Source organism: Amycolatopsis sp. cmx-8-4 (assembly GCF_046548675.1).
Classification (GTDB): Bacteria; Actinomycetota; Actinomycetes; order Mycobacteriales; family Pseudonocardiaceae; genus Amycolatopsis.
Window position 1 is genome coordinate 133,181 of the sequence record NZ_JAEBDZ010000011.1, and the last position, 5,642, is coordinate 138,822.

The window sequence follows — 5,642 nt, forward strand, 5'->3', positions numbered from 1 at the left end:
AACTCAAGGGAGCGAGCGCACGATGACCACCTTCCAGATCGAGCAGCACCCCGACCGGCCCGGCGTGGCCGGACGGCGACCGCTCAAGTTCGTCCTCTCCAGCGTCCAGTCCGACTCGCACATGTGGAACCTCGTCGCCCTCCAGCTGATCATGGAGGAGATGGGGCACGAGGTGCTCAACCTCGGCGCCTGCGTCCCGGTCGAACGGCTGCTGGCCGCCTGCCGCGACGAGCGGCCGGACTGCCTGGTGATCAGCACCATCAACGGCCACGGCCACGTCGACGGCGCCCGGGTGATCTCCGCCCTGCGCGCCGACCCCGAGCTGACCGGGCTGCCCGCCGTCATCGGCGGCAAGCTCGGCGTCCGCGGCGACGCCAACAGCGAGCTGCGGGCCGAGCTGCTGGCCCTGGGCTACGACGCGGTCTTCCACGTCGGCGCCGGCGACTCCGGCCAGGCGATCGAGTCCTTCCGCGAGTTCGTCGCCGCGAACGTCCGGACGTTGCGGTGAGCGCTGCCCGGTCGGTGTTCAGCAGCTTCGTGGCCGAGCACCGCCGCAGCCGGACGCTGCTCGTCCAGCCGCGGATGGGGTTCTCGGACCCGGCCATGATGCGCCGCGGGCTGCACGCGGTCGCCGGGGCCGGGGTGCCGGCCGTCGGCACCGTGACGCTCGACAGCTACACCCGCACCGGGCAGCACGACCTCGCCGCGATGTCGATCGAGTCCGGCGTCCAGCTCAACGGCTACCCGCTGGTCGCGCTCGGCACCGGCGTCACCGCCGAGCTGCTCGACGGGCTCTTCGGCCCGCGGTTCCCGGTCCAGGTGCGCCACGGTTCACCGCAGCCCGAGGACATCTTCGCCGCGATGCTCGAAGCCGGCCTGGACGCCTCCGAAGGCGGCCCGGTGTCCTACTGCCTGCCCTACAGCAGCGTGCCGCTGCGCACGGCGACGGCGTCCTGGTCCCGGTCGGCGACGCTGCTCGCGGCCCAGGCCGACCGCGGCGTGCTCTGCCACCTGGAGAGCTTCGGCGGCTGCATGCTCGGGCAGCTGTGCCCGCCGGGGCTGCTCGTGGCGCTCTCGGTGCTGGAGTGCCTGTTCTTCGCCGAACACGGCGTCCGCAGCGTGTCCGCCAGCTACGCCCAGCAGACCAGCCCCGAGCAGGACGCCGAAGCGCTGTGGGCGATGCGGCGGCTGTGCGCCGAAGAGTTGTCCACTGTGGACTACCACGTCGTCCTCTACACCTACATGGGCCTGTTCCCGGAAACCCCGGCCGGGGCGCGGGAGCTGCTGGCCGAGAGCGTGCGGCTGGCCGTGCGCACCGGCACCGAGCGGCTGATCGTCAAGACCACCGCCGAGGCCCACCGGATCCCGACCGTCGAGGAGAACGTCGACGCGCTGCGGCTGGCCAACGCCACCGCCCTCGACCAGCCCGCGCCCGGCCTGCCGCCGTCCGGGGACACCGAGGTCTACCTGCAGGCCCGCCTGCTCGTCGACGAGGTGCGCTCGCTGGCCCCGACGATCGCCGAGGCGCTGCCGGCGGCGTTCGAACGCGGCCTGCTCGACGTCCCGTACTGCCTGCACCCCGACAACGGCAACGAAACCCGGTGCGTGCTCGACGACGAAGGCCGCCTGCAGTGGTGGCACACCGGGCGGATGCCGCTGCCCGCCGCGCTCGGCGGCCGCCGCAGCCGCGACCGGGTCAGCGCGACCCGGATGCTCGCCGACCTGTCCTACCACCGGCGGCGGCTCGATCCCGTCCTGCCGGGCCCGAGCACCGAACCCGCCCGCGCCTGACCCACCTCTGCCGACCAGCTGGGAGTGAAATCGCCATGGAGTACACCGATTCCGCCGTGCCGCCGGACCCGCGGACGCACCTGACCTCGGACACGACCAAGCACGTGCTGCGGCTGCAGCACCGGATGCTCACCGAGGCCCGCGCGTTCCTCGGCGGCCGCGGCTTCGTCGAGCTGCTGCCCCCGGTCATCGGGCCGGTCACCGACCCGGGCGGCCGCGGCGCGAAGCAGGTGGACATCGACTACTACGGCCACCGCTACAAGCTGATGACCAGCGCGATCCTCTACAAGCAGGCCTCGCTGCTGGGCTTCGAAAAGATCTTCTACGTCGCCCCGAACGTCCGGCTCGAACCGCTGGAGACGGCCAACACCAGCCGCCACCTCGCCGAGTTCCACCAGCTCGACGTCGAGGTCTCCGGCGCGTCCCGCGACGACGTCCTCGACCTGCTGCAGGACCTCGTCGCCCACGTGGTGCGCCGGATCGTCGACGACGCCGGCGACGTGCTGGAGGCCCTCGGCCGCGACTCGGGCGCGTTCGCCGACCTGCTCGGCGGCGCGTTCGGCCGGCTGTCGCACACGACCGCCGTCGAGACCCTGCGCGAGCTCGGGCACCCGCAGAGCCCGGACGCCGAGATCGACTGGGCGGGCGAGGCGATCCTGTCGGAGAAGCACGCCCGGCCGTTCTTCCTCGTCGACTACCCCAAGGGCTCGCGCGGGTTCTACGACCGCGAATCCACGTCGCAGCCGGGGATCCTGCGCAACTTCGACCTGATCGCGCCGGAGGGTTACGGCGAGCTGTGCAGCGGCAGCGAGCGCGAGCACGAGTACGGCCGGATCGTCACGCGGATGCGCGAGACGGGGGAGAACCCGGCCAAGTACGCCTGGTACCTCGACCTCGTCCGCGAAGGCATCCCGGGCAGCGCCGGGTTCGGCCTCGGCATCCAGCGGTTCACCCGCTACGTCGCCGGGCTCGACGCGGTGTGGCAGGCGACGGCGTTCCCGAAGCTGCCGGGCGTGGTGTCGCCGTGACCGCGCTGCACGCCGGGGGCTTCCCCGAGGACGACGTCCGGGCACGCGCCCGGCTGGGTGCCGAGGCGGTGTTCCCGCCCGCGGCCGAGTACGGGACGACGCTGTTCGGTTTCTCCGCGGGTGTTTCGGGTGATTCTCTGGAGTCGGCTCGGCTGGTGCCGCCGGTGTTCATGCCGCGCCGGCTGGAGAAGCTGATCGAGCTGGGCCGCGAGCCGCTGTACGGCGACGTCGAGCTGGACACCGTCATCGGCGGGTTCGCCTCGGCACTCCCGCTGTACCTCTCGGCGTTCGGGTCGACGCAGGTGGCGGGCGCCGGGCTCGGCGCGGCGGCGAGTGCCCAGGCCGCGCGGCTCGGCATCCCGATGGTGGTCGGCGAGAACGTCGTCCCGGTCCACGGCCACGGCCGCATGGGCGGCGCCGCGACGGGCACGCTGCTGGAGCGCCTGCGGGCCTACGGCGACGCGGTCCCGGACGGCCTCGGCGGCGTCGTCGTGCAGCAGAGCACCGAAGACGCCGACGCCGAAGTCTGGAACCTCGTCTACTCCGACCCGTCGGCGGCACCGCTGCTGGACTCCGGGCGGCTGGCGTTCGAGCTGAAGGTGGGCCAGGGCGCGAAGCCCGGCCTCGGCGGGATGACACTGGTCGACTCCGCTGCGGCGGACCGGCTCGCCGGGCAGTACACAGTGGACCTCGCGCTCGGCGACGGTGTGCTCCGCAGCAGCAGCCCCGGGACGTTCACCCCGGAGATCCTGCGCCAGCAGATCCGCTTGATGCGCAACAACTTCCCGCGCGCCGGCGTGTGGGTGAAGCTGCTCCCGGGCCGCGACGTCGCTTCGGCGGCCACGGTCGCCTGGGCGGCCGGCGCCGACGCGGTCACGGTCGACGGCGCCGAAGGTGGCACGGGCTGGGCACCGACGGCGTTCCTCGACGTCGGGCTTCCTCTGGCCGAGTGCCTGGCCCGGATCGGTACGCCGGCCGGCTGCCTGCTGACGTCCGGCCGGATGTGGGAAGGCACGCGGGTGGCGAAGGTGCTGGCCCTGGGCGCCCGCGCGGCGGGTCTCGGCCGTGCGGCGCTGCTGGCGGTGGACACCGACCCGCGTGACGGGTTGGTCCGCTTCGTGGAGGCTTTGGCGCTGGAACTGCGGCTGCTGGTGAGCGCGCTGGGCCAGTACCGCGCGGACGCGCTGACCTCGGAAGACGTCTGGTTCCCGGGAAGTGCGGGCCAGGTCCGTGAGCAGGTGCTGTCGTGAGCGCCCGGGTTGCGGGTCTGCCGCGGCTTGTCGTGAGTGGTAATGCGGGTTCTAACCCTGATAAACACTCACGACCCCTGGCACCGAGCGGGGGTCTGGCATGACCGCCGTTGTAGAGCCGCGGCCGTCTCGTGCCGCCCTGCCTGCGCCGTTTCTCGGGCTGGTGCTCGCCATGGGGTTGTCCTCCTTCGGGGACGCCGTGTGGCTGATTGCCCTCTCCGTCACCCTCGTCGGGGCCGCCGGGCCTGCGGTCGCGGGGCTTGTTCTTGCCCTCGGGTCGCTGCCGAAGGTGCTCACCCTGCTCGTCGGGGGTGCCGTCGCGGATCGGACCGGGCCTCGGCGGGTGCTCGTCGCCACTGATCTGATCCGGGCGGCCGCCATGGTCACCGGGGCCGTGTGCGTGCTGTTCGCCGGGCCTTCGCTGCCGCTGCTGACCGGGCTGATCGTCGTCATGGCCGTGGCCAGTGCCTTCTTCATCCCCGCCTCCGACGCGCTGCGGCCCAACCTGCTGCCGCCCGAGCACCTCGTGCGGGGCAACGCCGTCTACCTCGCCGCCGTCCGCGGCGGGCAGGCCGCCGGCGGGGCGCTCGGGTCGTGGCTGGCCGGGCTCGGCGGGCTCGTCACCGTCGCCGTCGTCAACGGGGTCAGCTTCCTCGTCTCCGCCGTCGCCGCCGGGAACACCAAGACCCTCGCGCCGGCGCAACCCCGCGAACGCGTCAAGGTCAAGCAGCTCCTTCGCGACGTCGGTGAAGGCTGCCGGTACGTCGCCGTCCGGCCCGCGCTGCGCACCGCCATGATCGTCACCGGGCTCCTCGAACTCAGCGGCGCCGGGCCGATCAACCTCGGGCTCGTCCTGCTCGGCGGCCAGAAAGGTGCCGGCTGGCTGCTCACCGCCATGACGCTCGGCGCGTCACTGGCCTTCATCGTCTCCGTCAAATGGCCGCCCCGTGAACGTGCCGGGCTGCTGGCGACGTGCGGGCTCGGCGCCCAGGTCGGCTGCCTGGCGCTGCTCGCCACCGGCTCCCTGGCCGTCAGCATCGCCGCGTTCTTCGCGCTCGGCCTGGTCGCCGGGCTCACCGCGCTGGTCCTGGTGTCGCTGGCGCAGCGGTGGTCCGCGCCGGAGATGCGCGGGCGCGTCATGTCGATCCTCGCGCTGTTCACCCTGGCCGCCACCCCGATCGGCAACCTCCTGATCGGCCTGCTGGTCGAGACGCTCGGCGTCCCGCTCACCATGTTCGCCCACGCCGCGGTCGCGCTCGTCGCGTTCGCCCTGCTCGTCGCCACCCCGGCACTCGGCCGGGCCGCACTCACAGAGGAGAAGAAGTCATGAGCAACCCCTTCGAAGACGAGAACGGCACCTTCCTGGTCCTGGTCAACGCCGAGAACCAGCACTCGCTCTGGCCGTCCACTGTGGACGTCCCGGCCGGCTGGCGGACCGTGCACGGCGAAGACACCCGCGCCGCCTGCCTCGAGTACGTCGAGACGCACTGGACCGACCTGCGCCCGGCGAGCCTCGTCGCCTCGATGCGCTGACCCCCTCCCCGCCGGCAGATTCGAACTGGAGCTGATCTAC

General features: G+C 72.7%; 6 protein-coding genes. All 6 read left to right on the forward strand.

Features of this window, described 5'->3' with window-relative positions; all coding sequences use genetic code 11:
- Nucleotides 1-22: 22 nt before the first annotated feature.
- Complete coding sequence (locus ACLJQZ_RS24280; RefSeq protein ID WP_247051847.1) at nucleotides 23-508, forward strand: cobalamin B12-binding domain-containing protein; 486 nt, start codon at nucleotides 23-25, stop codon at nucleotides 506-508.
- Complete coding sequence (locus tag ACLJQZ_RS24285) at nucleotides 505-1,791, forward strand: methylaspartate mutase (RefSeq protein ID WP_410622169.1); 1,287 nt, start codon at nucleotides 505-507, stop codon at nucleotides 1,789-1,791. The genes ACLJQZ_RS24280 and ACLJQZ_RS24285 overlap by 4 nt, the downstream gene beginning before the upstream one ends.
- 35 nt (nucleotides 1,792-1,826) lie before the next feature.
- Nucleotides 1,827-2,819, forward strand: coding sequence for an asparagine synthetase A (locus ACLJQZ_RS24290; RefSeq protein ID WP_410622170.1), 993 nt, complete (start codon nucleotides 1,827-1,829; stop codon nucleotides 2,817-2,819).
- On the forward strand, nucleotides 2,816-4,069 hold the full coding sequence (locus ACLJQZ_RS24295; RefSeq protein ID WP_410622171.1) for a glutamate synthase-related protein: 1,254 nt from the start codon (nucleotides 2,816-2,818) through the stop codon (nucleotides 4,067-4,069). Before ACLJQZ_RS24290 ends, ACLJQZ_RS24295 begins: the two co-directional genes overlap by 4 nt.
- A gap of 100 nt (nucleotides 4,070-4,169) precedes the next feature.
- Nucleotides 4,170-5,399 (forward strand): MFS transporter, encoded by a 1,230-nt coding sequence (locus ACLJQZ_RS24300; protein WP_410622172.1) that lies wholly within the window; start codon nucleotides 4,170-4,172, stop codon nucleotides 5,397-5,399.
- Complete coding sequence (locus tag ACLJQZ_RS24305; protein WP_247051842.1) at nucleotides 5,396-5,602, forward strand: MbtH family protein; 207 nt, start codon at nucleotides 5,396-5,398, stop codon at nucleotides 5,600-5,602. The genes ACLJQZ_RS24300 and ACLJQZ_RS24305 overlap by 4 nt, the downstream gene beginning before the upstream one ends.
- Nucleotides 5,603-5,642: the final 40 nt, after the last annotated feature.